This window comes from Pseudomonas sp. G.S.17, assembly GCF_038096165.1.
Classification (GTDB): domain Bacteria; phylum Pseudomonadota; class Gammaproteobacteria; order Pseudomonadales; family Pseudomonadaceae; genus Aquipseudomonas.
Window position 1 is genome coordinate 5,471,187 of sequence record NZ_CP151076.1, and the last position, 25,336, is coordinate 5,496,522.

The 25,336-nt window shown below is 54.3% G+C and carries 22 protein-coding genes and 5 pseudogenes; 16 read left to right on the forward strand and 11 right to left on the reverse strand.

The features are described 5' to 3' along the window. Positions 1-106: 106 nt before the first annotated feature. On the forward strand, positions 107-559 hold the full coding sequence (locus tag AABC73_RS25400) for an antitoxin Xre/MbcA/ParS toxin-binding domain-containing protein (RefSeq protein ID WP_341521438.1): 453 nt from the start codon (positions 107-109) through the stop codon (positions 557-559). Between the two features lie 335 nt (positions 560-894). Here the strand turns inward: AABC73_RS25400 and AABC73_RS25405 are convergent, their stop codons facing one another. From AABC73_RS25405 to AABC73_RS25415, 3 genes are all read right to left on the reverse strand, one after another. Then, a complete protein-coding gene (locus tag AABC73_RS25405) occupies positions 895-1,041 on the reverse strand; it encodes an abortive infection family protein (RefSeq protein WP_341521439.1) in 147 nt (48 codons plus the stop codon). A 210-nt stretch (positions 1,042-1,251) separates the two neighbouring features. Next, positions 1,252-1,998, reverse strand: coding sequence for a LysR substrate-binding domain-containing protein (locus AABC73_RS25410; RefSeq protein ID WP_341521440.1), 747 nt, complete (start codon positions 1,996-1,998; stop codon positions 1,252-1,254). Positions 1,999-2,060: 62 nt separating this feature from the next. Continuing rightward, on the reverse strand, positions 2,061-2,204 hold the full coding sequence (locus AABC73_RS25415) for a LysR family transcriptional regulator (RefSeq protein ID WP_341521441.1): 144 nt from the start codon (positions 2,202-2,204) through the stop codon (positions 2,061-2,063). Positions 2,205-2,337: 133 nt separating this feature from the next. Here AABC73_RS25415 and AABC73_RS25420 point away from each other — a divergent pair, with 133 nt between their 5' ends. Then, the gene (locus AABC73_RS25420) at positions 2,338-3,051 is read left to right on the forward strand and encodes an SDR family oxidoreductase (protein WP_341521442.1); all 714 of its coding nucleotides are present in this window, start codon (positions 2,338-2,340) and stop codon (positions 3,049-3,051) included. A gap of 70 nt (positions 3,052-3,121) precedes the next feature. Continuing rightward, complete coding sequence (locus tag AABC73_RS25425; protein WP_341521443.1) at positions 3,122-4,114, forward strand: amidohydrolase family protein; 993 nt, start codon at positions 3,122-3,124, stop codon at positions 4,112-4,114. 51 nt (positions 4,115-4,165) lie between these two features. Here the strand turns inward: AABC73_RS25425 and AABC73_RS25430 are convergent. Then, positions 4,166-4,403: pseudogene (locus tag AABC73_RS25430) on the reverse strand (transposase domain-containing protein); the annotation flags it as partial. Between the two features lie 173 nt (positions 4,404-4,576). Between AABC73_RS25430 and AABC73_RS25435 the strand changes: the two are divergent. Beyond that, positions 4,577-4,711 (forward strand): annotated as a pseudogene (locus AABC73_RS25435) (DUF4113 domain-containing protein); the annotation flags it as partial. Between the two features lie 136 nt (positions 4,712-4,847). Then, positions 4,848-5,834 carry a DUF4113 domain-containing protein gene (locus AABC73_RS25440; RefSeq protein ID WP_341521444.1) on the forward strand — a complete coding sequence of 329 codons (987 nt, stop codon included), beginning with the start codon at positions 4,848-4,850 and terminating at the stop codon, positions 5,832-5,834. Positions 5,835-6,004: 170 nt separating this feature from the next. On the opposite strand, the gene AABC73_RS25445 is transcribed toward AABC73_RS25440, so the two are convergent. The 6 genes and pseudogenes from AABC73_RS25445 to AABC73_RS25470 all read right to left on the reverse strand — a co-directional run bounded on the left by AABC73_RS25445 (position 6,005) and on the right by AABC73_RS25470 (position 10,087). Further along, positions 6,005-6,379, reverse strand: a complete 375-nt coding sequence (locus tag AABC73_RS25445; RefSeq protein ID WP_341521445.1) for a histone-like nucleoid-structuring protein, MvaT/MvaU family — start codon at positions 6,377-6,379, stop codon at positions 6,005-6,007. A 787-nt stretch (positions 6,380-7,166) separates the two neighbouring features. Beyond that, positions 7,167-7,388 (reverse strand): annotated as a pseudogene (locus tag AABC73_RS25450) (transposase domain-containing protein); the annotation flags it as partial. A gap of 369 nt (positions 7,389-7,757) precedes the next feature. After that, positions 7,758-8,147 carry a hypothetical protein gene (locus tag AABC73_RS25455; protein ID WP_341521446.1) on the reverse strand — a complete coding sequence of 130 codons (390 nt, stop codon included), beginning with the start codon at positions 8,145-8,147 and terminating at the stop codon, positions 7,758-7,760. 293 nt (positions 8,148-8,440) lie between these two features. Continuing rightward, entirely contained in the window at positions 8,441-8,809 is a 369-nt protein-coding gene (locus AABC73_RS25460; protein ID WP_341521447.1) for a hypothetical protein, read from the reverse strand. Between the two features lie 158 nt (positions 8,810-8,967). Beyond that, complete coding sequence (locus tag AABC73_RS25465) at positions 8,968-9,729, reverse strand: NAD-dependent deacylase (protein ID WP_341521448.1); 762 nt, start codon at positions 9,727-9,729, stop codon at positions 8,968-8,970. Next, on the reverse strand, positions 9,713-10,087 hold the full coding sequence (locus tag AABC73_RS25470) for a BPSL0761 family protein (RefSeq protein WP_341521449.1): 375 nt from the start codon (positions 10,085-10,087) through the stop codon (positions 9,713-9,715). Before AABC73_RS25470 ends, AABC73_RS25465 begins: the two co-directional genes overlap by 17 nt. A 477-nt stretch (positions 10,088-10,564) precedes the next feature. Here AABC73_RS25470 and AABC73_RS25475 point away from each other — a divergent pair, with 477 nt between their 5' ends. From AABC73_RS25475 to AABC73_RS25525, 11 genes and pseudogenes are all read left to right on the forward strand, one after another. Further along, the gene (locus tag AABC73_RS25475; RefSeq protein WP_341521450.1) at positions 10,565-11,152 is read left to right on the forward strand and encodes a DUF6088 family protein; all 588 of its coding nucleotides are present in this window, start codon (positions 10,565-10,567) and stop codon (positions 11,150-11,152) included. A 249-nt stretch (positions 11,153-11,401) separates the two neighbouring features. Further along, on the forward strand, positions 11,402-12,388 hold the full coding sequence (locus AABC73_RS25480; RefSeq protein ID WP_341521451.1) for an ATP-binding protein: 987 nt from the start codon (positions 11,402-11,404) through the stop codon (positions 12,386-12,388). Between the two features lie 26 nt (positions 12,389-12,414). Then, entirely contained in the window at positions 12,415-14,850 is a 2,436-nt protein-coding gene (locus AABC73_RS25485; RefSeq protein WP_341521452.1) for a S8 family peptidase, read from the forward strand. A gap of 404 nt (positions 14,851-15,254) precedes the next feature. After that, positions 15,255-15,581: a transposase gene (locus AABC73_RS25490; RefSeq protein WP_341521453.1), complete on the forward strand. Its 327-nt coding sequence runs from the start codon at positions 15,255-15,257 to the stop codon at positions 15,579-15,581. Then, a complete protein-coding gene (gene tnpB / locus AABC73_RS25495; protein ID WP_230000024.1) occupies positions 15,578-15,913 on the forward strand; it encodes an IS66 family insertion sequence element accessory protein TnpB in 336 nt (111 codons plus the stop codon). The genes AABC73_RS25490 and tnpB overlap by 4 nt, the downstream gene beginning before the upstream one ends. Before the next feature lie 61 nt (positions 15,914-15,974). Then, positions 15,975-17,543 (forward strand): IS66 family transposase, encoded by a 1,569-nt coding sequence (locus tag AABC73_RS25500; RefSeq protein ID WP_341521454.1) that lies wholly within the window; start codon positions 15,975-15,977, stop codon positions 17,541-17,543. A gap of 177 nt (positions 17,544-17,720) precedes the next feature. Continuing rightward, the gene (locus tag AABC73_RS25505) at positions 17,721-18,704 is read left to right on the forward strand and encodes a DUF1852 domain-containing protein (protein WP_341521455.1); all 984 of its coding nucleotides are present in this window, start codon (positions 17,721-17,723) and stop codon (positions 18,702-18,704) included. A gap of 25 nt (positions 18,705-18,729) precedes the next feature. Next, positions 18,730-19,758, forward strand: coding sequence for a methionine synthase (locus AABC73_RS25510; protein WP_341524338.1), 1,029 nt, complete (start codon positions 18,730-18,732; stop codon positions 19,756-19,758). 8 nt (positions 19,759-19,766) lie between these two features. Beyond that, a pseudogene (locus tag AABC73_RS25515) lies at positions 19,767-19,976 on the forward strand (flavin reductase family protein); the annotation flags it as partial. A 690-nt stretch (positions 19,977-20,666) separates the two neighbouring features. Then, positions 20,667-21,122, forward strand: a pseudogene (locus AABC73_RS25520) (transposase); the annotation flags it as partial. 123 nt (positions 21,123-21,245) lie between these two features. Further along, the gene (locus AABC73_RS25525) at positions 21,246-22,784 is read left to right on the forward strand and encodes an IS3 family transposase (RefSeq protein WP_341521456.1); all 1,539 of its coding nucleotides are present in this window, start codon (positions 21,246-21,248) and stop codon (positions 22,782-22,784) included. 226 nt (positions 22,785-23,010) lie between these two features. Here the strand turns inward: AABC73_RS25525 and AABC73_RS25530 are convergent, their stop codons facing one another. After that, positions 23,011-25,179 (reverse strand): TonB-dependent siderophore receptor, encoded by a 2,169-nt coding sequence (locus AABC73_RS25530; protein ID WP_341521457.1) that lies wholly within the window; start codon positions 25,177-25,179, stop codon positions 23,011-23,013. Positions 25,180-25,336: the final 157 nt, after the last annotated feature.

The window sequence follows — 25,336 nt, forward strand, 5'->3', positions numbered from 1 at the left end:
TCGACGATTTTCTAGTTAGGATCGGCCACTGTGTTTATCAATGATGCGTTGGACATAGTCGCGACTAATGCATCGGTTGGTCAGTCGACATCAACATAGGTGTCTCATGTTTGCAGAGGTCTTGGGCGAGTCAGCGTATGGTGTCTACAGGAGCAAGCTAGAACTGCTTCTGCAAATCCCTGTCCACGCGACCGGTCAACAGATTCACCATGCGATTGAAACCGGGTTCCCTGCCTCCACTGTTCAAACCTTATGTGATATTGGTTCATTAGATTCACAGTCACGGGACACAATTCTCCCTCTCGAAACCCTTCGGTCGAGATTGGCTCGCGGTCAGCGGCTGACGGTAGCTGAGAGCGATCGTTTATTCCGTATATGCCATATACTTGCGACTATGGCAGCGTTGTTCGCCGGAAATGATGATAAATCAGAGCGTTGGCTAAAACAGCCTCACGTTCGCCTATCCGGAAAGTGCCCGCTTGCCTTGCTCTCTACTACGGTAGGCACCAGCATGGTTGAAGAGCTGCTGATCCAGGCAACTGAGGGGTTTAATTTCTGATTAATCAATGGCCCTTCATCCTCATGTCTGGCAATTAATATGCGTTTTGGACATCAAATCGACGGAGAAGCGACCAAGCTTAGCGATTGTCGGGCAAAGGTATCAAGGCAAAAGTCGAGGCCGCTTTCGCGCGAAACGCGGCACTTAATATTAGACAGCTTCGCGCTGCAGTAGAAGGAGACTGTAGTGGCCAACTAATTTCGGACACCGCGTTAAGTTGTTTCTCGGCCACAGTGGGCGCCAGCCCGCAGGGGTATCTAGAAGCGTCTGGCTGGAAGCGAGCCGGTCGAGGCTATGCCCATCGGGTCCATCAAACAGCGGATCTGACAAGCTCTTTACCTCTGCGGCTCGGAAGCCTCTCGGTATCGATGAGTTTCCGACACGAAATCGATAAATGCCACTGCTGCGGCAACCGCAAGCCGAGCATGCCTGGGCTGCAGCCCGCGATGTTGGCCGTCCTTGCCATGTCCGGTACCGTACAACCGAGACTGTGTAAAAACGTTTTTGAGCGCGACAGGTACTCAAAACCGGACTGGAAATCGCGTTTCTACGCGAAATCCACATCTGCTGACGTGCCGATAAATTTCAGATTTAACGTAGACGCGCCCACTTCAATTTTGGCCAAGTGTTTTTACACACTCTGGGCCCAAAGCGGCCGTTCGCCCCGCTACGGTCAGGGGCCCGCACGAAACTCAGTATTCAGGTTTTGATAGAGGCTCATGTGAATACACCGCATGGCACGTCGAAATGATGATATCCCTCAGCCTGCGGTGGACAGGGTCAGCGTCCATGCGGGGATGCCAAAGTGCCGATATCTTGAAGGTCGCAACAGGCGACGGGAGATTGAAGTTGCCCAAGGTCGAACAGCCATTCACTGAAGCAGGATCAACCAGGCAGGATCCAGGCACGATAGCGATCAGCTCTGATTGGCGTGCAATCCTCATCGCGTCTGGATATCCGGGTACCACGACCGTGACGTTTCGCGTCAAATCGATGCGCTCCAGTGCGCCAGTGAGCGACCTGATCGCGTCCCCTTCCTGCAACGCGACGACGTGATTGCAGGCGGCAAACTGCTCTAGGGTGACCTGCTTGTTTTCCAGAATCGGATGACCGATCCGCGCCACGCCGACGTAGTGATCGTGGAAAAGGGCGCGGGTGCGAATCTCGGGGGCGGACGTTCCGATCCGACCGATCTCCAGGTCGACTGAACCGTCACGAAGCGGTTGTGCGTCGTTGTTAGGTTTCCCCTCGAAACGCAGACAGATGCGTGGAGCCACTTCAAGAACGGCCTTCACCACCGGGCCAGAAAGCCACTCCATAAATGACTGGCTGGCACGAATGGTGAACGTACCCTCGACCGATGCCATGTCAACGTCACTGACCTGCGGTCGCAAAATGGCCCTGGCATCACGGGTCAACTCGTGAACCTGATCACGCATTTCTATGGCGCGAGGCGTAGGAACCAATCCTCGTCCTGCGCGCACGAGTAGAGGGTCGCCAGTTACCGCACGTAAGCGCGTAAGCGCGTAAGCGTGCGACTCATGGCCGAGGTACTGAGACTCAACCGTTGTGCAGCAAGGGTTACGCTGCATTCGGCAAGCAACATATCAAGGGCCAGGAGAAGATTCAGATCAGTGTCGCTCATGGAAATCCCGCTTTAATAGGCATATCGTATAAGGCGTTATATGCAACTATATTGTGATTTTCTTGCGTCTACCGCTTTTTGTGTCTCCCCCCTATAGTCAAGGTGATTGCAACGAACACTGGAGACATGAATCATGTCCACAAATGAATTAACCACCCCGCCTTGTACACTCCTCATCATCGGCGCATCACGCGGCATTGGCCATGCCATGGCTGCTGAGTTCCTGAAGAGAGGCTGGAACGTAGTCGGTACGACCCGAGGTACTGCCACGCAGTTGCATGACTTGGCCGCTGAACACAAAGGCCGTGTCGAGATCGAGTCTCTGGACATCACCCAACCCGACGAAATTGAAGCGCTAAGGGGACGTCTTGCCACAAGAAGCTTCGATATGCTCTTCGTCAATGCGGGCACTGCCAATCACAACCAGGACGAAACGATTGCAGAAGTGGCAACGGACGATTTTGTTCGCGTCATGATTACCAATGCACTGAGTCCAATGCGTGTGATCGAAGGCCTGCAATCCTTGGTACCTGCAAGCGGGCTGATCGGCATCATGTCGTCGGGACAAGGTAGCGTGAGTAATAACGAGAAAGGAGGCCACGAGGTTTATCGCGGGAGCAAGGCAGCATTGAACATGTATGTGCGCAGTTATGCTGCACGGCACGCCGAAGACCCTCGGGCCTTGGTGTTATTGGCGCCAGGCTGGATCCGTACAGCACTCGGAGGGCCAAACGCGCCATTCGGCCTGGAGGAAACCGTCCCGAAAATCGTCAGCACGCTGCTCTCACAGCAAGGCAAGCAAGGGCTGCGGTATATCGACCGGGAAGGTAAAACCGTCCCATGGTGATCACTTATCACAGCGCCTCGCACTCGCGTCTTATGCAGCGCAAGCGCATGTGTGCCAAGCGAGATATTCAATGAAGCTGATTGGAATAGAAGAGCACTTCCTGACTGTCGAAATACGCGATGCCTGGCATTCACTCCAACTGGAGGCCCTCGATCCGAGCGTGGCGTTTCATTCGGGGGCAATCGAGGGCCGCCTCTTGGATTTAGCTGAAAAGCGCCTCGTGCTGATGGACGAAACCGGCCTGGACGTTCAAGTTTTGTCGCTGACTACGCCTGGGCTACATGATTTCGGCGCTGAGAGCGTCGCGATTGCACGACGCGCGAATGATCTATTGGCCGAAGCCGTCGCACGACATCCCACACGGTTTCAAGCATTAGCGACCCTCCCTGTCACTATGCCGGAGGAAGCGGCGCAGGAGCTGGATCGGTGTGTCAGGACGCTGGGTTTCAAGGGTACGATGTTGTGCGGCAGGGTGGGGGTTCGCAACCTTGACCATCCAGACCTTATGCCTATCTTTTACTGCGCGCATACGCTGAGAGTGCCGATCCTGCTTCATCCTCGCGTCCCGGCAGTGGCCGTCAGAGACGCTTACTATTCGGGGTTTGAACCTCAAGTCGATGCCGCCTTTGCGACTTATGGGCTGGGTTGGCACTATGATGCCGGGATACAATTTGTCAGGCTTATTCTCTCTGGTTTATTTGATCGGTTACCTGACCTTCAGGTGATTCTGGGGCACTGGGGTGAGTTGGTGGTGTTCTACGCAGAGCGACTGGCGGCGATGGATGGCGTTAGTGGATTGGCTCATTCGATGTCCACTTACTTGCGCAGAAATTTATACCTGACCGCCAGCGGCATGTTCCTTCCGCATTACTTGGCGCGAGCCCGTGAGGTTGTTGGAGAGGATCGTCTGTTGTTTTCAACTGACTTTCCATATCAGTACCGCCCTGGCGGCGATGCCAGACGTTTCCTGGAAAATTGCGGACTCACTGCCAGCGCCCAGGCAAAATTTGCTCATGGCAACTGGACAAGACTCACCGGCAGTACCCCAGACAGCAATGATTGAGTTGCTGTTGATTTTGCTGAAGGGCACAGTGACCCAGAAGAAGCAGGGTGGTTAGGCAGGCGACCACATCGCTGGTAGCAGTTGCCCGATTTCACTGGCCCGCTGTGTCGGAAAACGAGTCAGCATGTCCTTCAGATAAGCATTCGGATCATGCCCATTCATACACGCATGAGTAAATCAAACTCATGATCGCCGCCGCCCGTTTGCCGATACGTTGCGATCCAGCAAGCAAGCAGTCCTAGCGTCCAAGAGCCCACGGCAGTCTCTGATTTCCGACTGAATTATTATTGCTGGATGAATCTCCCCCCTCCCAAGTTCTTAGATAGCGAGCGACCATCTCTGGCGGATTTCTTCCGGTGCCGGAGGGCTGCATTGGGTCGACTGCTGCCCGTAATTTACAGCTGCTACGTGGTCAGGATGTCCAGCTAGCGCCTCCAGCACAGTGCTCATGCTTTACAGATACGGTGTACATTGCGGACTGCCAGCGTCCCTGTATCACCTGAATGGGGTATGAGGAGAGAGCTTAAGAGCCCCAGTTATACAACCAGGTTGGATGAGCTTTGGACTATTGGAGCGGGCTCATCTTGGTCACGCTAGCTTTCTTCGCCACAAAATTCGCGTATTTGCCATGGACACCACGTGATCCATTTCTGTGAAAAATGCGTGTGGTCTATGGACATCGGACACCTGATCTAAACCCTCACAAATATTCATTCAAACCGATGTCCATGGATTGACATCTTTCCTTTACATTGATGAAGCCTTTGCCGATCTGACCGGTGTGCCGGGTGATCTAACTGCGCTCGGGCGTCGTATTCGGTCTTTGGTCTATCGCGGTACGGGCATTCCTGTGGGGGTCGGTATTGCTCACACCAAGACCCTCTCAAAGCTGGCCAACCATGCGGCGAAAATTTACCAAAGCCGGACCGGCGGCGTGGTGAATCTGTGTGATGCGAATACACGAGACTGGGTACTGCGAAAAACGGATGTGGCCGAAGTATGGGGCGTAGGTAGACGCATGAAGCTTCACCTGGAAGGGATGAAGATTCTGACGGCGATGGACCTGGCTAATGCTGACCCGACCATGTTGCGCAACAAATTCAGCGTGGTTATCGAGAAGACTGCCCGCGAGCTGGCCGGCACACCTTGCCTGGAGCTGGATGAGGTCGATCCTCCCAAGCAGGAGATCTGCTGCAGTCGGGCGTTCGGTAAGCGACTTAGTGATCCTGCGTCAATCAAGGAGGCGGTGGCCACCTACCTGATGCGAGCCTCGGAAAAACTCCGAGCGCAGAAATCATTGTGTAAGAAGATGCGGATCAGCATCCGAACCGGCATGTTCAATCCTGACGAAGCCGAGTATGCCAACGGAGCCTTGGTCGAACTGCCTTACCCTACCGATGATGTTCGGCTAATGACCCGGATGGCCGTCGAAGCAGTGGACCGGATCTACCGACCGGGGTTTCGCTACAGCAAAGCTGAGGTGCTGTTACTCAACCTTTGCCAGCACGGCGAGTACACGGATGACCTCTTTGCTGAGTCGCAGCCGGAAGCTTCGCAGCGGTTAATGGCGGTACTGGATCAGATCAATGGGCGCTGGGGGAGGGGGACGCTGCGCACAGGAAGTGTCCCTACCGCTCCTGACTGGGGCATGCGTCGAGAATTGATGAGTCAAAGCTATACGACCAGGCTGGATCAGTTGTGGCGTGTCTCAGCCAAATGACTCATGTATGTCTGCTCAGGAGTGCTCCGGAGAGTCGCCGATTTGCGGCGGCAAACACCACGACTGGATAGGCATTGAGATCCAGGCAGCGAGGAGTAGCAGCAGCCCTTATTCGAGCTAAAAAAGGCCCCATCAGGGCCTTTTCTTGTGACAAAAGCAGTGCGCAGGGTTTATGCCTTCAGCCAAGACTCAACGGTCTCAGCGCCGTACTCGGCTTTCCATTCTTTCAGTTGCTTATGATTACCACCCTTGGTTTCAATCACTTCACTGGTGTGCGGATTGGTGTACTGCTTGATTTGACGTGCACGTCGGGTGATTTTCTCGGGAGCCGCCAGGCCTACTGGGCCACGACGAGTCGATGCGTTCGGATCGAGCAGGGCGACAATGTTACGCAAGCTATAGCTGTATTCAGCGAGAAGCTCGCGCAGTTTTTGCTCGAATTCAATTTCGCGTTGCAAGCCGGAGTCACCCTTAAGTGTTTCCAAGGCGGCCAGTTGTTCGGCCAGGTGTTTTTCAAGTTCGCGGAATTCAGCCAGTTTGGACATGTGCAGCTCCTAGTTAGATGATCCCAGCTTATCGCATTGCTCGATCAGACGCTCATCCTAGCGGATGGGGCAGCGGAGGGCGGTGTGCCATGCGGTAGCGTTTCTGCCCCAGGTGTGAGCCGTGCAATTTTCCGTGAAAAAGGTAACCTCAAGAGGTGTTACATTCCTTAAGCCCCTTGCCCCTCGAAGGTACAGTGGCAGGTAACTGATTTTCTGTTACAGGCCTATGAGCAAGAAAGAGGTTCAACTTAGATAGAAGCTTGAGCACGCCTGTCAGGCGAGACAGACGCTCATTGCTGAAAGTAATTGCCGCAACGCGTTCAGCCATAGGACAAAGTAGCTTATTGGACCAGCGCAGGAGCGAACCGAAGCATAGCCACAATGCGCTGCGGGACGCGCCTGGTGGCACATTTTTGTTATTGAGGATTAGATGTAGTCGCTGAAGCCGATTTGACCTAGTTGCCGACGCGACGCTGGCCTGCTTCAGCTCGCGAAAAACCCAAAGACAATAGTTATTTACGTCAAAACACCTTGGGTCAGTGAGATATCAGCAACTGGGGATGCGGCGGAAATCCGAGCCGCCCTATTCCTCGTCGAGGATGAGTATCTGTTCGCCAACCGCCACGCCACTCGTATGAAAGTGCTGGTGCATGCCGACGCAGCGTGCCAGTGAGACTGATCAACTGCTGCCGCATCGGTGGATGCCCGCCTGAGTCACGCAAGGTGACTTCGGCGGATGCTTACGCTGCGACAGCTTTAATTATCAAAATCCACACACCTTGTGTGATTAAACGGGCGCCCACCTGTGCGGCAACAGCTCGGTTATCTCACTCGCACGCTGCGTCGGCAGGCGTGTAAGAACATCCTTCAAGTAAGCATACGGATCATGTCCGTTGAGCCGCGCCGACTGGATCAAACTCATGATCGCCGCCGCACGTTTACCGCTGCGTAACGAGCCCGCGAACAGCCAGTTCGAGCGCCCAAGAGCCCACGGCCGGATTTGATTGTCGGGTAGTCAGACGCGGTTACCCGCGTCCAACCCCCTAAGAACCGTGCATGCGAGTTTCCCAGCACACGGCTCAAGCCTCTGCTAAGGCGCCATTGTGTGACATTTGGAAATAGATGCAACTAATCGGAAATAAATGCCACTGGCGGCACGAAAGTCATAACGACTGATTTCTCAGAACTTTGACTAAACAGGCATTTCAATAGCTGGTCAGACAACCCAGAAAATCGAGTTCTAGCGGGCACATACCTGCTCTTCACGGACAAAGAACAGGCAGCTTGGAATTGTGTACGGCAAACGCCCGATGTACGAACGGTCATGAGGCGTTTTCGGTGGCGCTAGCGAATGAACTAGCCCCAGCATGCCATAGACCTACCAGTTCAACGGCTCCTCGGTCTGGCCGACGAAGGTAGTGCCATGCAGGAACGTGTTCCTTTCTTCAGTGGTGGTGAGAGGAAACCTGGCGTAGTGCGTGTGCGCCATTTGCTTCAACTGCTCCTTCATGCCGTCGTCCTCAAGATTGCGCCCGTCCAGAACCTCATCTGGCATCATCTCGGTTAGGTCGATAGGCACCGCGTGAACTGTACCGATCCGCGACCGTAGGTTGACCGAGCAGAGCTCCAGCACCAGGCCGGCAATCCCTTTATTCAATAACTGCTTCAGGACCTTGAGTTTGTCCTTCGACGAGAAATTGTTCGTTTTGATCAGAGTGTTGTAGTGCGGCTTGAAGTAGTTAATCAACCCTGCCTCAGCCAAAGACACGACCTCCTTTCTATCCAACCGAACGTTCCGCAAAAGATCCATGTGGGCCGAATCCCGACAGATCTAGGTTAATCAGAGTCTTGATGGCGCAGCGCTCCTGGTGCCGACCGCGCGGACCGTTCAGTCGAGCAGATACTCTGCCGAGAACTAAAAAAGCCCTCCACAGAGTGGCGGGCTTTTGGTTATTGCAGTTGGCGAAAGAAAGGAGACATGTTTTTTCACCGTTCGACCGGCCTTCCAAAAGGCGTCCGAGCAGATGCTAGGCAAGCCCCTCAGCGGCCAGCTGTAGTGCATTAATCATCTTCATCGAACTCCGCACCGATCCATGAAACATTGTCTTTGGCATTTCTACCCACCTCCAATAGAAATATCTGCCCGTTTAATCCCTGCTGTGAGAAATCAATCCCGTCATCATTAGGTGAGTAGCGTCGGCTGCCCGGCTGCTTTGGTCGGAACGCCGATAGTAGATAACGGCAATTGTCAGCAAGCGATGTGAAGTAGCACCGGAGGTGGCCAGCGGCTGTTCGATCTGACCAAACTTTAAAGTCGAGCCGTGCTGCCCAGACACCCTCGGGAACATTCTTGTACTCGTACGAACGAGGCTCCAGCCCAGCCTCAACAGCGGCGTTGTAACTCAACGCGCGCCGGGGATCGTCTTCCATAGGTTTCCCTCTTTTTGATTATGTTTTCAAGCTTAGGAGATAGATGAGCTTCATGTCCCGGAAAAGCTCTCAGAGTCCAAAGGGGCACCTAAACCCAGAGTGACTGTAAGGTAAGCGCTACGAAAGCGGTCGCGTGTCCTCCCGGGACACTGTCAGTCCTATGACGAAGGTGTGGCCTGCAATAGCGCAGGCAACACCTGTGCGGCCGAGCCCATGAGCATCAGCTCGTTTGGAGCCCCTAGGCACACGTTTGCAATGTTGACGTGGATGACCGTCGCGCCAGATGTCGACGCGATTTCAGGAATATCCGCCGCAGGCCTGACGACTCCTGAAGTCCCGACCGAGATCAGAACGTCGCAATTTTTGACGTCAGCCAATGCTGCTTTCCAAGCTCCGGCAGGCAGATCCTCTCCAAACCACACAACTCCAGGTCGGAGTTTCCCATTGCACCGGATACACCGTGGCGGCTCTACCCATTGTCCTTCTGCAGAAACTTGGAATTGGTCAGTCGTGAGTACCGCCGGACGCTTGCAGGCAAAGCAGATCGGACTGATCAGGCTGCCGTGCAAATGCGCGACGTTCTGAGATCCCGCGCGCTCGTGCAGGTCATCAATATTCTGAGTGATCACCGAAACCTGTATGCCGGTATTCGCCAGTCGGCTAATCGAAAGATGAGCGGCGTTTGGTTGGGCTTGGCCAGCTTGGGAACGCCGCCACAGGTACCACCCCCAGACCAGTTGAGGGTTCTCTCGAAAAGCCCGTGCTGTTTCCAACTTTTCAGGGTCGTGCTTCTCCCAAAAGCCTGTGAGCTTGTCGCGAAATGTCGGGATTCCGCTTTCTGCAGAGATGCCGGCCCCGGTGAAAAATACGACTTTCCGAGCGGCGGCTATGGCTCCGACGGCTCTATCCCAATCGTTCATCTGGGGGGGGCTCAGCAGCGGAAACGATAGGTGAGTGATAGCTGCTTTCGATTGAGGAACTGAAGACTGGACCCGACGGGGATACGCCAGAATCTGATGATTCTTCGATCCGTCCAGCAAGGAGCATCTGGAACTGGTCTGGGTAGTGACGCAGGAGAAACTTTGCGTCACGGCGTATCCGCCCTGGCAACGAGGAGTCTCGGGATAGCTCGAGCAGAAACTCTCCCGTTTGGATGACAGCCCGGGTGCGTTCATTCGGCATGGTCATTTTGAGGCCCTCAGAGTCATAGCGCAGCAGTACTTGGTTACTAAATCTCGGCAGTTGCGTAATTGCACAAACTTGACCGCGTGTTTGCATTCGATTTTGAGCAGCAAATTCAAGAATTATCGTGGCGCTCGGCTGTAGATGGATAGTTGGGGAGGACGTGAAGCCACGAGCAGGCGTTAGTCACAATTTCACTGTACGGAGCTTTAACGGCGTTCTCAATATTCCCTGTGGCACGCTCCCTCTACCGTTGATCAGTGCGCAGGGTACGGCCCACGAATGGTATTGCTTACTCGACCGGTTCTGGCTGCTCAGGCGCGTGGCCCTTCTTGGCTACCTGGTGCTGGACACGTTCGCCCCGTCATTGCTGTTAAGCGTGCCTTGCTGCTTGCTGTCGGTTTGGCTACCCATCCGTTTGGTAAGGCCGCCGACTGAAGCAACTGCAGCACGACGTGCCCACCGTTTTTAGAGACGTTGAGCCGATTTATGGTTGGGGAGTCATCAATATTGACCAATGTCAGAAATAGGAACAGACTTCTGACATTAAAGTTGCGAGAGTTGGTTAAGCCCATGAAGACCCTCCCCGAATCGATCCTGGAGCACAGCAGACTTCTGCCTGAGGGTGGCTTGGTGTGCGCCAAGGAGTTCTTGCACTTGGGAAGCCGGGCCGCCGTAGATCAGGCGCTGTCACGATTGACGAAGGCTGGACAGCTAATTCGTGCGACTCGTGGGCTTTACCTAGCCGTCACTGAGCAAGGTAGGTATGTAACACCGGCAATGGATAAGGTTGTCAGTGCTCTAGCCTCGAAGAATCAGGAAAAGATCGCCCTTGATGGGGCTCGTTCCGCAAAGATGCTGGGCCTGTCGGTGCAAGTACCGAGTGGGGACGCGTTTCTCACCAATGGGCGCGCTCGGAGGCTTCAAGTTGGAGAAGTATCGGCTGAGATCAGGCACGCCCCCCGCTGGATGCTAGCGCTTGGTTCTACGACCGCCGGTGCTGTAGTTCGAGCCTTGGCTTGGTTGGGAGAGCGGCGTATAGGTGAGGTGATGGAAGCGCTACGTAAACAGCTGACTTCCACCGACTGGCATGCGTTGAGCTCGGTGCGGTCGTTACTGCCATCTTGGATGGCTCTTGCAATCGGTCGAGAGGTGGGTTGACAGGTTGCAGCTCGGCGGAATTTCGTGAGGGGCCATTTAAGACCACTCCAACATGAACTAGGCTACGCCGCCATGCTAGCTGCCAGGCTCCAGAGTGTTAGCGCGTGTGTGTACAGATGTTGAATTGGGAATGGAGTGCCTGATTATGAAAATCAAAATGCGAGACAAGTTATTGGAAATTATGTAGTCGCGACAGGATTGTCGATATCTACATAAGTATATAAATCAATAGCTTAGAAGGTGGTGATTATGGCAAATGGAAAAATTCTTCGTCAGCTGTTCCGAGCAGGTACCGCTGGCGATGCCGATGCGTTTCGTCTTGCCTCTAAAGCGGTTATTGAGGAGGAGCGGCAGAAGCAGCATCATCTTCTGGCTAACGATCTGGAGCAGATCCTCTACGGCAGCGATTTGAATCTCAAGGCATCCAGTAATACGCCGCGAGTTCACTACGATGTTCCCGTAGACAAGGAGCGTGGTTTACCACTGCTCGATATAAGAACTCCAAAGCGGTCCCTTGATGAAGTGATACTTCCTCCCAGCAGTTCCGCTGCATTGGAGGAGATCCTCGAGGAGAACCGGCGTGCTGATGTGCTGCGCAGCTACGGCATGAAGCCCGCAGGCAAGGTGATCTTCTTCGGCCCTCCCGGCTGCGGAAAGACGCTAGCCGCAGAGGTTGTAGCCTTTGAGCTTGATCGACCTTTAGCTATCGTCCGCTTGGATGCGTTGATGTCCTCTTTCCTGGGCGAGACGGCAGCCAACCTACGCAAGGTCTTCGATTTTATTGCTCAACATCCGTTTGTTGTCCTCTTTGATGAGTTCGATGCAATCGGTAAAGAACGTGGTGATAGTGGCGACCATGGCGAACTGAGACGTGTTGTAAACGCCGTCCTTCAAATGATGGACTCATACGAAGGTCGTAGCTTGATCCTTGCTGCTACTAACCATGAGAAAATTTTAGACTCTGCCATCTGGCGACGATTCGATGAGTCAATCGAGTTTCCTCTTCCGGAAGAAAAGCAACTGAAGGAGATCTTGTTGCTGAAGCTGCGGGGCATCCGTCGTCAATTCGAGATTGACGACAAAGAAGTATTAAAGGAATTTAATGGAAAGAGCGGCGCTGATATAGAGCGAATTATTCGCCGCGCCGCCAAGCGGATGATCCTGCGAGAGCAAGAGTTTCTGACCATCAAGGAGCTAAAAAGCGCTCTTTTGCGGGAGGACCTCAGAAAGTCTTAAAACTTAAATAAATCAAGGAAGAAGCAGTGGCGACCTACGAGCACCTGAGCATCACACGGGAAGTTTTGGATAACTCGCGTCGGACGAAGAGCGCCCCTCACTTCGTCACCCGTGAGGATCGGCGCGGTCACGGTCAAAAGCTCAACGGATACTTCGCCACAGCCGAAGGACTGGCCAAAAAGCAAATCGGCTCTTCAGCCCAATCTCCCTATGTTCTCAAGCTTGAATACGAAGGCGCGCTTACCTTCGCCAACCTGAATACGCATGGGTTAGAGTTTGTCAGCCAGGAAGGCAAGCAGCTCTGCGTAGTGTTCGCGAGCGAAGAAGGTTTGGCCAAATTTACCGCTCATCTGCAAAAACTTGGTGCAATGGACGCAAACTTGACCCATCGCCAGATTCTGGAAGCTATTGCGGGTGTAGATGCTTGGTCAGCAGAAGATCGCAAGAGCTGGGCGCTCAGGAACATAGGGTTGCCGGACACCCCTACCTTCAAACTGGATGTTGAGCTGTGGCCTGTTCAGGTTGCGCATCACCCAAGTCGTGTTCAGCTGACCACGTCTTTCGAAACCTGGCTAGCCGCCGAGCACATCAAAAAGCTCGACAGAATCAATCTGGACAGCCTGCTCATGTACCGGGTCGAGGTCACCTCCGAACAAGCACAGTTGCTACTTAACCAGCGCGATGTTCGCTTGGTGGACCTCATCCCAGCCACTGGCATCAGCATTCAACAGATGAACCGAGACATCAATGAGTTGCCTCTCAACATCCCGCCACCACCTAGTGACGCGGCCCGCATCTGCATTCTAGACAGCGGCATTAACGGGAATCATCCCCTCCTGAAGCCTGCAATGGCTGAAAGCGCTTCGTTTGTCGATGAAGAGGGTGATGCAGATGAAGCTGGTCACGGCACCGCTGTGGCCGGCGTTGCCCTGTATGGCGACGTGGAGGGTTGTAACAGCTCGAATTTCTGGAAACCGGAGTTCTGGCTTTTCAATGGAAAAGTCATGAAGAAATGTCCGCATACAGGTAATGCGGTCTACGACGAACTCACACTCGAGGTATCGCTGACGAAGGCTGTAGAGCATTTCGTCGAACTCGGCTGCCGGATCTTCAACCTCTCGCTGGGCAACAATAATGCTCCCTACGATGGTGCGCATGTCAGAGGGCTAGCCTATATCCTGGATGTACTTTCCCGGCGGTATAACATCTTGTTCGTAGTCTCTACGGGCAATTTCTGTGGCTCCGAAAGCCCACCAGTCCCAATCAACAGTTGGCGCGACGAGTACCCTGAGTACCTAATCGCTGCCCAGAGCGCCATCATCGACCCTGCACCTGCAATGATGGTGTTGACGGTGGGGAGCATCTCCCGACACAACTCTACGATTGATAGCCAGAAGTATCCGGAGATTTACCACCTCTCACCTGCATCGGAAAATCAACCATCGCCCTTCACTCGGCATGGCCCGTCTGTAAAAGGTGCGATTAAGCCCGAGCTCGTTGCGGCCGGCGGCAATCTCGCAAGCCCTATGAGGCAAGCAAACGCACAATGGGCGCCACACATGCGAGGTTTGGGTGTGTTAACGCTCAACCACCAGTGGAGGGGGAATACAGTTTTTAAGGAAATCAGCGGGACCAGCTTAGCGGCGCCGTACATCACTCACCTAGCCGGGCGCCTGCTGAACGCTTATCCAGCGGCGTCTGCGAACATGCTTCGCGCAATGCTGGTCAATCATGCTTATCTGCCGGAGAAGGTCACCTCGACGTTTTCGAAGGAGTTTCGAAAGAGCTACAAAAATGCGAAGGCGACTTGGAATCGTGATGTAGAAAGGGATGTGGCTGGCTACGGTGTAGTGAGTGAGGCTGATCTTTTCAGGTCTTCCGATAACGTCGTGGTGTTGATGTCAGAGGAAACCATCGAGAACGACGGATGCCAATTCTTCGAACTGCCGTTGCCGGAGGACTATTTGCGCTCCGCTCGAGGGACCCGAGAGCTTTCAATAACACTGGCTTACTCGCCAGTAGTCCGTACTACCCGGATTGAATATCTGGCAACCCAAATTTATTACCGCTTGGTCACGGGCAACTCGCTGGAGGAGGTACAGAAACACTTTAGCCAGGAGATGAAAAAGACAACGGAGGTCCTCAAAGAGGCCAGGGACACAAATCGCGACATTACCGCCCAAATGAGAAACCACGGCACGGTTCAGTCTTCTCGCTGGACGTTCAAACAAGGGAAACCCGGCGAGAAGTGGTTTGTGGTCGTAGTCAGGCAGGATCGTGACTGGAATCCTTCGGCTGCAGAAAAGGAACAGTATTCGCTGGTGGTTACGGTGGCCGACCGCGACAACGAGCAGGCTCAGCTCTACACCCAAATACAGACTCGAATAGAGCAGCAGGCTTTGGTCAGAGAGCAGCAAAGGGCTAAGCAGCAGGCTGCTGTTCGACTACAGAGTCGAAGGTGATCAGCATCCAGTTTCATTTCAGAGCCATGACGAATGTCAGGCCAGTGAAACTTGCTCTGGTTCAACCGGCGCGCCGCACCGAACAACGCGATCACTTTTGCTAATGCCGTTTCGGTGCCTGCGCGCATGTCCATCGGCTCGTTGGCGAGCCAGACGGAGTCGATGCGGATCATCGCAGAAGGTCTCGAAGAAAGGTTTAGCCGGGGTGATCGACAGGGGCCTCCCCGATGATCTCATCGCTGCACCTGCACGCCATCATGAGCTTGCCTAATATTCTTTTGAAATCAATTCGTTTTTGTTCATGTGTAAGGGGCCGGGGAACACGCCTTCCGAGCCCGAGCAATAAGGGCGATTGTGTCCGCGTATTTTAAGCGGACGCAATTACCCTTAATGCCAGGATCGTCATGCGCCAACGTAAGTCATACCCGAAATCCTTCAAGACCCAAGTCGTTCAAGAGTGCGAGCAGCCCGGTGTTTCCGTGGCAGCTATTGCGATGAGTCACGGGATTAATGCCAATGTCGTTCGCCGGTGGATACCGCTTTACCGTGATCGGCAGGCAGTCGCGCTGCCAGCTTTCATTCCTTTGAAAGTCGCGCCGGTTGAACCAAAACATAAGACCGAAGCGTCAGCGATCATTGCGCTGGCGCTTGGCGAGCAATCGCTCATCGTGAAATGGCCAACTTCCGACCCTGACGGATGCGCCCGCTTTGTCCGAGGGCTTGTTCTTTGATCCGCATCGATGCCATCTGGCTCGCCACCGAGCCGATGGACATGCGCGCCGGTACCGAGACGGCATTGGCCAGGGTGATCTCGGTGTTCGGTGCGGCGAAGCCGCACTGTGCTTATCTGTTCGCCAACCGCCGCGCCAATCGCATGAAAGTGCTGGTGCATGACGGCTTCGGAATATGGCTGGCGGCGCGCCGGTTGAACCAAGGCAAGTTCCACTGGCCAGGTATTCGCCAAGGCTCTGAACTGGAGTTGGCTCCCGAGCAACTTCAGGCTTTAGTACTGGGCCTGCCATGGCAACGCGTAGGCTCCGGCGGCTCGATCACACTGCTTTAACGGCTGCCATTAGCCTATCGGTCTATCGCCGCGAACTGCTTGCTCTGGCAAAATCGGCGCCATGACTTCGCTCCCCAATCTCGACCACCTTACCCCTGAACAACTGCGCGCTTTGGCGGCGCAGTTGATACAGCGTGTCGAGACGCTCGACCATCAAGTCGACACACTGGGTAAGACGGTTGAGACGATGGGCAAGAAGATCAACCGCGATCAAACGGTTATCGAGAAGCTCACCCACGAGATCGCACAACTCAAGCGTTTGAAGTTTGCCAAGCGTAGCGAGCAGATGAATCCTGAACAGGCCAGCTTGCTCGATGACCTGATCGATACCGATATCGCGGCGATTGAAGCAGAGCTTCAAGCCTTGCAAACAGTGCTGGCTCCGACCGAGAAAAAGCAAAAGCCCAAACGCACTGCTTTGCCGGCAGAGTTTCCACGCACGCTAATCCATCACGAGCCGGACAACACTCACTGCCCATGTGGCTGCGCACTCAAGCGTATCGGTGAGGACGTCAGCGAAAAGCTGGACTACACGCCCGGCGTATTTACCGTTGAACGCCATGTCCGTGGCAAATGGGTCTGTGATAACTGCGAAACGCTGATTCAGGCACCGGTTCCTGCACAGATTATTGATAAGGGCATCCCAACCGCCGGGCTGTTGGCCCACGTCATGATCGCCAAGTTTGCCGACCACCTGCCGCTTTACCGTCAGGAATCGATCTTCGGTCGTGCCGGCTTGGCGATTCCACGTTCAACTTTGGCTCAATGGGTGGGTGTGACTGGGGTGCAGCTGCAACCTCTGGTCGATGCACTGCGCGACGTAGTGCTAGGGCAACAGGTTGTTCATGCCGATGAAACACCGGTGCAAATGCTCATGCCGGGAACGAAGAAGACTCACCGCTCCTATGTTTGGGCCTACGCCACCAGCCAGTTCTGCGAAACAGCAGCTGTTGTTTATGACTTCAGCCCCAGCCGCGCTGGTGAACATGCTCGCAACTTCCTGCAAGACTGGAAGGGTAAACTGGTCTGTGATGATTTTGGCGGCTACAAGGCCAGCTTCGCACTCGGCGTGACCGAGATCGGTTGCATGGCCCATGCGCGGCGCAAGTTCTTCGAACTGCACGCGACCAACAAGAGCACGCTCGCCGAACAGGCCCTGCGCTACATCCAGTTGCTTTACGAAATCGAGAGTGAAGTGCGCGACCTGGAGCCGGATTTACGGCGCCGAATACGGCAAGAAAAAGCCGTACCGGTGATGGATAGGCTGCATGCCTGGATGATGGCCCAGCGCGATCTCGTGCCTGAAGGCTCAGCCATCAGCAGAGCACTGGATTACAGCCTGAAACGCTGGGCAGCGTTGTCGCGCTACCTCGATGACGGGGCCGTACCCATTGACAATAATTGGTGCGAGAACCAAATCCGACCGTGGGCGTTGGGTCGCAAAAACTGGCTCTTTGCAGGTTCGCTGCGCAGCGGCAAACGGGCGGCGGCGATTATGAGTTTGATCCAGTCTGCGCGGCTCAATGGCCATGATCCGTACGCATATCTGAAGGATGTCCTTACGCGCCTACCAACGCAGCGAGCGAGTGAAATTGATCAGTTGCTGCCGCATAGGTGGCAGCCGGCCTAATCACGCAAGGCGTGATGCCCGGACGCATACGTTCATGTAGCCTCCCTGCTTAAAATGCGTGCAGCACTTCACGGTGGCTGATCTACAGGCCGCCGAGCGAAGGAACAGAATGTTGATCAAGGCTGAAAGAGGCAACGCGCCGGTTCAGGTTTGTCAAAAACACAGGTGCAGGTCACGATGAACGACGAATTCACATTTGCTATCAAGAGCATTTGCTTTGATGAGAATTATCACCCCTCGGATAGCACACGCATCACCACCAACTTTGCCAACCTGGCCAGGGGAGAGAGTCGTCAGGAAAACCTGCGCAACACCTTGAAGATGATTGACAATCGTTTTAATGCTTTGGCGCACCGGGATAATCCTACAGGTGATCGTTACACGGTAGAGCTGGACATTATCTCCGCTGAAATGAAAATTGATGCTGAAGGTCGCGGCCACGCTATTCCTTTGATTGAAGTTTTGAAGACAACCATAGTTGATCGAAAAACCAATGAACGAATCAGTGGCATTGTAGGAAATAATTTCTCATCCTACGTGCGGGACTATGACTTCAGTGTGCGGCTGCTGGAGCACAACAAGAACCAGTCGGGATTCAGTACCCCAGATGACTTTGGCGATTTGCACGGCAAGCTGTTCAAGTTTTTCGTCAACTCAAACGCGTACAAAGAGCATTTCGACAAGCCACCTGTCATCTGCCTGAGCGTATCGAGTACGCGAACATACCTGCGAACAGAGCACCAGCACCCTGTCCTGGGCTTCGAATACCAGCAAGATGCGTACTCGTTGACAGATGAATACTTCAGGAAGATGGGCTTGGAGGTTCGTTACTTCATGCCGCCTCATAGTGCTGCGCCACTGGCTTTCTACTTCTCAGGGGATTTGCTTAGTGATTACACCGATCTTGAGTTGATCGGCACGATTAGCACAATGGATACGTTCCAGAAAATCTACCGTCCTGAGATTTACAATGCGAACTCCGTAGCTGGAAAGTCCTACCAGCCTAGTTTGAAGCACCAAGACTACTCATTGACTCGAATTGTTTATGATCGAGAAGAACGTAGCCGACTGGCTGCCGAACAGGGAAAGTTTGCCGAAGAACTATTCATCAAACCTTATCAAGCCTTTCTTGAGCAGTGGTCTGTTACCTGCACGCTTTAATAATTTAAAATCAAGGTCACTTTTAATGAAAAAACTGTTGCCTACTTCGACCGCTGGTAGCCTGCCTAAACCTTCCTGGCTTGCACAACCTGAAACGCTTTGGTCACCCTGGAAATTGCAGGATGAAGAACTGGTTGAAGGTAAACAAGACGCTCTGCGCCTCTCATTGCAGGAGCAACAGCTGGCCGGTATCGATATCGTCAGTGATGGCGAACAGACTCGTCAGCACTTTGTGACGACCTTCATCGAGCATCTCGAAGGCGTCGATTTTGAAAATCGTGAAACCGTCCGGATTCGTGATCGCTACGACGCCAGCGTGCCGACGGTTGTAGGTGCGGTTGCTCGGAAAAAGCCAGTGTTTGTCGAGGACGCCAAATTTTTGCGCCAGCAAACGAAGCAGCCGATCAAGTGGGCCTTGCCTGGCCCGATGACGATGATCGATACACTCTACGATGCTCACTATAAAAGCCGCGAAAAACTGGCTTGGGAATTTGCGAAGATTCTCAATCAGGAGGCCAGAGAGCTGGAGGCTGCCGGGGTAGATATCATCCAGTTCGATGAGCCTGCATTCAACGTGTTCTTCGACGAAGTGAATGACTGGGGTGTCGCCACCTTGGAGCGAGCCATTGAAGGGCTTAAATGCGAAACCGCCGTGCATATTTGTTACGGCTACGGCATCAAGGCCAACACCGATTGGAAGAAAACGCTGGGTTCGGAATGGCGCCAATATGAAGAGGCGTTCCCCAAGTTGCAGAAATCCAGCATCGATATCGTCTCGCTGGAATGTCACAACTCTCACGTCCCGATGGATCTGATCGAACTCATTCGCGGCAAAAAAGTGATGGTGGGCGCCATTGATGTGGCAAGCCATGCCATCGAGACGCCCGAGGAAGTCGCCAATACCCTGCGCAAGGCACTTCAGTTCGTAGATGCCGACAAGCTTTATCCTTGCACCAACTGCGGCATGGCTCCGTTGCCTCGGCAGGTTGCGAGGGGCAAGTTGAATGCGTTGAGTGCAGGCGCAAAGATCATTCGAAAAGAGCTTTCGAACTAGGAACTGCGATGTCACTCACTGCCGTTACCATTGCTACAGCTAATGCTATCGAGCCCATGAGCTTTCGTGAGGCGCCCGGACACTATGCTTCCGGTATCACGGTGATTACATCGCACACCGGTGATGAGCCAATTGGCTTTACTTGTCAGTCGTTTTACAGCGTGTCGGTGAACCCGCCATTGTTGTCGTTCAGCGTCATGTGCGGTTCGGCCAGCTACCTCTTTGCCAGCCGCCGGGACAACCGCATGAAGGTGCTGGTGCATGCCGACAAAGAGGGCCAGTGAAATTAGACAGTTGCTGCCGCACCAGCGGGTAGCTCCATCGCATTTATCCACTAGGCGTAACCCACTATAGATTTGCCATTTTTCCCCCTGTCGTTGGCTAGATTTTCTTAACCGCGCCAAGATTTTCTTAAAATGTGCGCCGAACACTCAGAAAATATTAACCGAAAATGGCCGCGCAAAGGTCGCGGTAGGGATAGCAGTTGCCTGCCGCCCCCCCGCACAGATCCGTACGTGCGGAACTACCGCATACGGCTCCTGCCTTGGGTGCGTGACGCTAAGCGATCCTCAGGATACGGGTGTGAACTCTTTGGGCTCGGTATGTAGTGATCTGTGAGCAACCCGAAGCGAGACCACTGCAACCGATTTCGCTGGCTGCGTCGCCCGAGGGCCTGCCGCCAATATCTGCATATGGCCTTCCTGAAGCCACTCAGTAGCTTCAAGTTTCCTGGTACCGCGTGGTAATTGAAGTAACCACTTACCACCCGAGTGAGCCATTGCCCTTGAGCACGGATGGGTTCATGACGTCGGCGCTTCAGCTCATCCCGAATAGCCAAGCAGCGTCGCACGCATTCGCTTCTTGACTGTCAGGCGCAGTATTTGAAAGTCCTGCGCTACATCCAGTTGCTGTACGAAATCGAAAGTGAAGTCCGCGACCTGGAGCCGGATTTACGCCGCCGAATACGGCAAGAAAAAGCCATTCCGGTGATGGAGATGCTACATGCCTGGATGCTCGCCCAGCGTGACCTCGTGCCCGAGGGCTCGGCCATCAGCAGGGCACTCGATTACAGCCTGAAACGCTGGGCAGCGCTGTCGCGCTACCTTGATGACGATGCTGTACCCATAGACAACAACTGGGCAGAGAACCAGATCCGACCATGGGCTCTTGGACGCAAGAACTGGCTCTTTGCAGGGTCATTACGCAGCGGCAAACGGGCGGCTGCGATAATGAGTCTGATCCAGTCTGCGCGGCTGAATGGTCATGATCCGTATGCCTATTTGAAGGATGTTTTTACGCGGCTGCCGACGCAGCGGGCAAGTGAAATAGATCAGCTGCTGCCGCATAAGTGGCAACCGGCTTAATCACGCAAGGCGTGATGGCCGGACGCATATAGTGGGACTGGATTGTTGCCGATCAGTATTGGGTCAGTGTGGCATCGGCCACAGGGGATGCGGCGGAAATCTTGGACTACCTGGAGGTAGTTCATGTATTCATACGAAGACCGCATCCGAGCAGTCAAGCTCTACATAAAAGTAGGGAAACGCATTGGGGTAACGATTCGTCAGCTGGGCTACCCGACGAAGAACTCTTTGAAGAGCTGGTATGCAGAGTATGAGCGCTGCCTCGACCTGCCGCGTGGCTACGAGAACTCGAAGTCGAAGTACTCACTGGCTCAAAGGGAAAAGGCTGTCGAGTACTATCTCGAACACGGTCGCAGCATCGCCGCTACCGTCACGGAGTTGGGCTATCCCGCACGGGATTCGTTGCGTGCCTGGATTTACGAATTGCACCCCGAGTTGCATACGCGTGTCGTCGGCCGATCTGACGGGTTGGCCCGCCCGCCAGCGATGAAGCAGGCAGCGGTCATCGCGCTATGCACGCGACAAGAAAGTGCGAAAGCCCTGGCTGAAAAACTAGGCGTATGCAGGCCGACCTTGTACAACTGGAAAAACCAGCTACTTGGCCCAGAGGTATCCGCATCCATGAAGCGCCGACTAGAACCCCCATCGGCACCGGAGCGAGAAGAGTTGGAACGGCAGCTCGAATCTCTCCGGCTCGACGTGCGCCGTCTGCAGCTTGAACACGACCTGTTGATGAAGGCGAATGAACTCATAAAAAAAGAGACGGGCATCGACCGGCAAGTCCTGACCAACCGGGAGAAGACATCGCTGGCTGATGCCCTGAGGCAGACATACTCCTTGTCAGAGCTGCTTGAAGCGCTGGGCTTGGCCCGAAGCTCCTATTTCTACCATCGAGCCCGAATGCAGGTCGCGGAAAAATACACCGAAGTGCGTTGTGCCATGGCAGACATCTTCGAGCGCAATCATCGCTGCTATGGCTACCGACGGATGAGGGCTTCGCTGAGCAGGCAGTGCGTGCGCCTGTCTGAGAAGGTGGTGCAGCGCTTGATGAAGCAGGAATGCCTGGTCGTCGCCAAGCCGAAACGGCGTCGATACGGTTCCTACCTCGGAGAGATCAGTCCTGCGCCGGAAAATCTCCTCAATCGTGATTTCAAGGCTGCGGCGCCGAATGAGAAGTGGCTAACTGACATCTCGGAGTTCCAGATCCCGGCCGGCAAGGTGTACCTGTCCCCCATCATCGACTGCTTCGATGGGAAGGTAATCAGTTGGTCGATCGGCACGCGTCCCGACGCCGAGCTTGTGAACACGATGCTGGATGCTGCCGTCGAAACGGTGGCCTGCAGCGATAAACGGCCTGTTGTTCACTCCGATCGTGGCGCGCACTACCGCTGGCCCGGCTGGTTATCGCGCATCGCTGATGCGAAGCTGATTCGTTCGATGTCACGCAAGGGCTGCTCACCTGATAACGCGGCTTGTGAAGGCTTCTTCGGCCGTTTGAAAACGGAGCTGTTCTATCCTCGTAACTGGCAGTCAACGAGCATTGAACAGTTCATTCAGGCCCTGGACTCATACATTCGCTGGTACAACGAGAAACGTATCAAGATTTCCCTCGGCGCTCTCAGTCCCATTGAGTATCGTGAGAGCCTGGGCATCGCGGCATAACCAGTCCAAGTTTTTGTCCGCACCCCCGGTGGGTCAGTTTTCAATCAGCGCCAACACCGGCAGAGCACCTTCAGTTTCGATAATGCAGGGCAATCGTGGTCAGCATCGCCCTGCGTCACTCTATAAACGTTCATCCCGTCTCGACGAGGCACTCATCATTCCGGTGATGAACCTTTGTCGAATGTACGCCAGTTAAAGCACCTATTAGTGATCGTCGAACCGCAAGTCAGAATCGATACGTTTCCGTCAACTGAAGCGTTCTTGGCGGGCTTGGCATCAGTGTGTAGTCAAATGTCGCAGCGGTGCCACCGGTGTAATACTCGCGGTCGAACAGGTTGAAGACGTTCAGTTGCGTCGTCCATGATCCGATCTTGTAGGACGCCATCAAATCGGTGCGAACATAACCGGAAAGCTTGAAGGTGTTAGGCAGTGTCGCTTCGCGCGAGCCCACGTAATAGAGGCCGCCACCCAGTTGCAGTCCTTCAACGTACTCCAATTGGTAAGCCGTCCACAGGCTTGCGCTGTGGCGTGGGACACCACTCAGCACGTCGCCTGTTGGGTAGTTGCTATCACTACGCACTTTCGGCACGGTGTAGGTGTAACTCGCAGCGGTTTTCCAGCGGGGAGTGATATTGCCAGTTATGTCCAGTTCTACGCCTTGGCTGCGCTGCTTGCCCGTCAACACTTGGAGCAAAGGATTGTTCGGATCCGTGGTCAGAATGTGATTGCGATCTAAATTGAACACCGCCAGGTTCGCGTCTAGCCGGTCTTTGATCAGTTCATGCTTGAGGCCCACTTCGAACTGCTCGGCAACCTCTGCCTCGTAGGTCACGTTGCTGCCGCTATGGCCTACGTTTGGAGCATGACTCAGGCTCCAATCGGCGAAGTACGACGTACTGTCGGTCGCTTGCCATACCACTCCCAAGCGTGGAGATAGCGTCGACTGTTCTCCTTTCCCTGTTTCGCCGCCCGACTCCTTGGCCCGGTTCTCGAATCGGTCTGCGCGCAAGCCCACCTGAAGTGTGAGTGACGGTGTCAATCCGATTAGGTCCTGAATGTACAACCCGTAATCCTTGCCTTGCGATTCGTGGCCAATCAATGGGTCGGCAGGCGTCAGACCTGAACGGTAATCAGGGTCGCTTAGATCCAAGGTCATAGTGGACACCTGTGAGCCTGAGTTCGCAAGTTTTTGCAAGCTATAGTCGGCACCGATCAGCAACTGGTGTTTGACGTCGCCGGTGAACACATCACCCACCAATTCGGCGCGGGTGCCGAACTGCCGCGAAGACTCATCTGCGTCGCTGTAAACGGAATAGTCGAGCAGACTACCAGTGGGGACTGTGCTGCCAGGAAAAGACTGAGTCGAACGCTGCCTTGCGTACGTGTACTGCCCGGCGAGGCGCAGTTTCCAGGCGTCGGACAGCTGATGCTCGAACATCAGGGTTTCAGAAAGCGTGTCGTTCTTCCCATAATCACCATCAACTCCCGGATACATCTTGCTGGTGAGACCGTAGTAGCGGGTTCTGGATAGATCGCGATAGTTGGCGACGGCAGGTACACCAAGATCGAATCCATTACGGTTGAGATGGTTGTACTCACTTAGCAGCGTCAGAGAGGTACCGTCGTGGTTGTCCCACGTCACGGCGGGTGCGAATGACCATGAATGATCACGGGTTTCATCGCGGAATGTTGCATCCTGTTCCGCAGACGCGTTGAGCCGCACGCTTACGTCGTCGCTCAACACCCTATTCACATCCAGCGTACTACGCGCCATGTCGTATCGTCCTGCCGTACCGCTAATCTCACCGAAGTCACTCCATTCCGGCCTTTTGGAAACAGTGTTGATGTATCCACCAATCGCACCGATGCCGCCGTACAACGCGCCAGCGGGGCCCTTGAAAATCTCGACCTGATCAATGTTCTGTACATCGCGGAAAGCGTAGTAGCCGTAATTGCGGAAACCATCGCGCAGACCATTGCTTTCACTGAAGCCCCGGATGTTGAAAAAAGTTGCGCCATTACCCCCGTAATTCGCTTCGGCATGTACACCGCTGACGGTCTCAGCTACCTGATCGATGCGGGTGACCCCTCGGTCTTTGAGCAGGTCGTTGGGAACAACTTGGATGGAGGCCGGGTAATCCTTGAGTGCAACATCCGTTCTGCTGGTATTGGCGGACTTCGGCGTGATGTAGCTCGAAATTGAAGTGCCTACAACTGAGGTGGCTGGCAGGTCGACGGCAGGATAAGCGGACGCTGAGTGCGACGATGCGGTATCGCCAACATCCGAGGTGATGTTGTCTTTCGCGAGCACAAGGCCCGGTGTGCACAAGATTGCCGCAAGATAAAATTCAGAGGCGAGCGGGCACACAGGCCGCCGGATAAAGGTGCTGTTCATAGTGAAATTCTTTTGAGTTGGCAGCAATGCAACTCGCTGCCGCTCAAGGCAGCGCGTTACGATTCAGGTAGTTCCCCTATGTAATGTTCACGCTGATCCGCTCTGGCCCAAATCAGGGCCGAGCGTGCAAACAGCATGAAAACAGGGGCATTAGGCC